Origin of the sequence: Terriglobus sp. YAF25 (assembly GCF_052113305.1) — a bacterium.
Taxonomy (GTDB): Bacteria; Acidobacteriota; Terriglobia; order Terriglobales; family Acidobacteriaceae; genus Terriglobus.
The window spans coordinates 1-3633 of sequence record NZ_JBFRCY010000477.1 but is presented as its reverse complement, the minus strand read 5'-3'; the positions used below and the strand labels follow the sequence as shown (position 1 = coordinate 3633).

Below are 3633 nucleotides of genomic sequence, written 5' to 3'. Positions count from 1 at the left end.
GCCGTACCTCAGCGGCTAAAGCCGCGGTCCCTGTGGACCTTGTTACGACACGGCTGAAGCCGTGTCCTTAAGCGAGACATTCGCACCTGCGGTGCGAAGTGGTTGCGCTACGCACAACAGTGTTGGTTTCGATGGCGGAGCAAATGCGACGAAACGCCTCTATCTATAGGGGATTTCAATATCCGATTCTTGTCCTCGCCGCRGGTATATCGATACTCCTACTGCACATGCTCCTTCACCCAATCCTGAATCTCCTTTTTCAGAATGATGTGTTCACCCAGGCGGCGATAGCTTTCAAACTGCGACTCGGTAAAGAACTGATCGAGTGTCGTATCGAAAGGAAAGGCGTTATGCACACGGTGGTAGTTCAGGATGTCAGCCGGCTCGTCACCCGTGAGCGTGCTCTTCAGATAGAGCAGCTTTCCATACGGCTCGCCCCTCTTGTCTTCGGGATAGTAGATATCTGCCTCCAGCGCGTGGAAGAGGTTACCCGGACAATGCTTGAACTTGAGCAGGCCTTCTGCTCCTGACGGCTGGTGCTGATTCGGAGGTAAGTTTGCAACAGCATCGACGGGCGGCTCAACGATCTCTACCTGCAACGGCTCATTCTCGTTGGGTTTCTCCTGAAGCGGCGCCTTATCGGAACCCGTGCTGCCTTCTCCTCCGGGAGTCGGGTAGTCCACCGTACTCCTGATCCGGATCTCGATGCCGAAGTCCACACGTACCTTACGAATCGCCATGCCGATGCCTTCAAACCGCAGCGAGCCGTCTGCCTCTGCATCGCAGACGATCACTGTCCGGCAGCGACGGCGCAACAACTCATAGAGACCCATGTTCTCAAAGTGACCACCGTCTGAGAGATATACATATCCCGCGGTGTCGTTCGTCACTCCCCAAAGTTCCTTCACCAGTTGCGCCAGGCCATTGCGCGGATAGTCGGGAATTCCAGCCCGGCGCGGGTTCCTGATCCACCAGCCCAGACGAACATTGAAGACGGTCATAAGGAAGGCCATCGCTTTGCTGGAATGGAAGCCCATGTTGGGCGATGCCGCCGCTCCGGAGATAGCGACTGTGCTTGCAACCGTAATCCCTTTGCCTCGCTTGATGTGATCGATGGTAGGGACGAAGCCGTTGTATTGCAGCGTGTCGTTGGTGCCGTCTGTCCAGCCGGTCGAATATCCGGAATAGAGCGGCGTGATCGCGAAGCTGGCCGCCTTCCGTTCCTGGTACGCAAGCTCGCGTCCGGTGGTGAGGTTGAGCGCGGTACAAAAGATGGGGAACGGCCCCTGATAGGCGCCCGGCTGACCGTTGAGGTCTACCCAGGAAGAAGGCACCAGGTCTTTAACCCGCAGCCTGCCGTCTTCGACATCAAAACCWGTGAAGCGATTCGGCACGCGGTTTGGGTTTGATGCTCCGGCATAGCAGCGCGCCAGGCGGTCGCGGTAGAACGCGTTCATTGAGAACTCATTGATGTCGATGCGGCTGCTGAAGAAGAACGACGTTGCCACCATGGCCAGGAGCAGCCATGCCCACCGGGAGGTAACCTCCATCACGACCCTTTGATCGTTCCCTTCCAGCAGCCAACTGATCAGCGTCGCCAGTAGAACGAACAGGCCGACAATAAAGATGGGCGGAGCGACTTTGACGACCAGCTCAGCTGGACTCCAGCTACCGCCCTGCCCCGGAGCGTCAGGGTCTTCATTCGGTTTGCCGCTGGTCAGACGGCTCTTGCCAAGCAGAACGCCTGAAATTGTGCTGACGACCCATGTGCTCCAGACCGCGTACTTCACGATCACCTGCTGTGCAATCAGTTCCGACACATAGCGCCCAAGCAGCGAGACGCCAAACAAAGCGAACCACACCACGCCATATTGCACTGAGACAGCACGCAGCCGCGCAACCCACTCACGTTGTGCACTGCCGAAGAGCGTGCCCATCAGGCCGGTACAGAGTTCCAGCGAGATGAATGGAACGGCAAGCAACAACGAAGGAAGTACGGCGATACCCAAAGAGGCGATCAGTTTCTGATGGACAAGGAAGGTTCCCACAAAAAACAGATACCCAATGCCGTAGAGCAGCACGATGCAGAAGATACCTCCGAAGAGTGGGAACAGGAGAGAGGTAACCTTCCAACGGAGGGTGGCCGATTCCTTGTGCCCCGCCCAGATGGCAAGGCAGAAGAGGACGCACAACAACGGGAAGGCATCGTAGAGCCAGATCAAGGGAGACTCGTCCAGCCACGTCGACTGCGGCGTGATGAGGTGACGATCCACATATGCCTGATGGGTCGCCTCGCACGGAATCCACTTGGCCTGAAGCATAGCCGGAACACTGCACTTGGGCTTGTAGTCTGACCAGGCGTGAGCAAGGCGCATATCATTCTGCGACGAAACAGACTTGCAGCTATCCCCCTGGTCTTTGCAGATCGTCCACTCTGCCTTAGTTGTGTCAGAGTTTGCCTGGACGATCACACGGTCCGCGGGCAACTGCTGTCTGGGCCGTTGCGCATAAGCGCGATTGGCGCGCCTGCTGAACTGCGATCCACCCGGCACCGAAAGTTTGTACACCACAGGTGCGGCACAAGCCGCAAGCAACAGCCAGCTTGCCACAATCGCATGTACATGCCATGGGTGCGTGCGGTCACCGCAACGGGCTTTCCGGGTTTTCTTATCGGCCTCTGTGACGGCATCGCAGAACCGTGGGAACGCATACCAGAGCACCCCGGCCGCCCAAAGGCCGATACCGGCAAGAAGTGCAAAGATCAGCAGGCGGACCGTGATGCTGCCTACACTACCGACGCCAAGGTGGCGCACCACCCACTCCGTCACTGCGGCATGGGGCAGCAGCAGAAGCGTCATGATGGCCGAGATCAGAATCACCAGGTTGAGCAGCATGTTGCGGATCCAGACGGTAAAGATGGTCCACACATCCGCTCCGAAGAGACTGACGGAAGGCGACAGGTAGTTCGAGTACCGGCGCAGCCAGCGAATCGGCTCCGGCGGAATTATGCGTCCGGAGTCCGCGGCAGGAATGGGGACCATCTTCTCCTGCACACTCGCTATCCCAGCGCGCTTGATCCACGAGGCCAGGAACTGATGGATATAGCCGCCGCCGGAGACACTGGAGAGATAGTCAATCTCTCCCAGCTTCCGCAGTTGCGCCAGTCCCTGAAGCACGCCGAGGTTGAAGGTGGCGCTGCGAATGCCGCCACCGGAGAGACACACCCCGACATCCCGCACCGTCTTCGCACGGTCGTACACATCGGTCGTCGTGTCGGCCGGATCGATCAGGCGCTTGCCTGGATTCTTCGGGTCGAGGCGCGCTTTGAACTCCTGCTCAAGCAGCCATTTGCCAGGCGTGTATTGCGTGAGCAACGCGATCCGCGACTGCAAATCAGGATGGCGCTGGAAGTTGCGGATCAGTGCAGCCTCATCCAGAAACTGCCCTCGCACAACGTCTTCCGTACCGGCATAGGTACCGCTTTCGAGAAGCTGGACAATCTCAGGGCAGCACGGGTGTTTGGCATCGCCACAGCACATCGCGATTGCAGTCTGAGCAAGCCGATGGCGGTATTGCTGGTCGGAATCGAGGGGAGGATTCTGCTGCGTTTGCGAATCTGACATGATGTTCTCT

The 3633-nt window shown here is 58.1% G+C and carries 1 protein-coding gene; it reads right to left on the bottom strand.

Annotated features, from left to right (window positions below):
• Positions 1 to 218: 218 nt before the first annotated feature.
• Positions 219 to 3623 carry a hypothetical protein gene (locus AB4043_RS18310; RefSeq protein WP_442307721.1) on the bottom strand — a complete coding sequence of 1135 codons (3405 nt, stop codon included), beginning with the start codon at positions 3621 to 3623 and terminating at the stop codon, positions 219 to 221.
• Between the last annotated feature and the right edge of the window lie 10 nt (positions 3624 to 3633).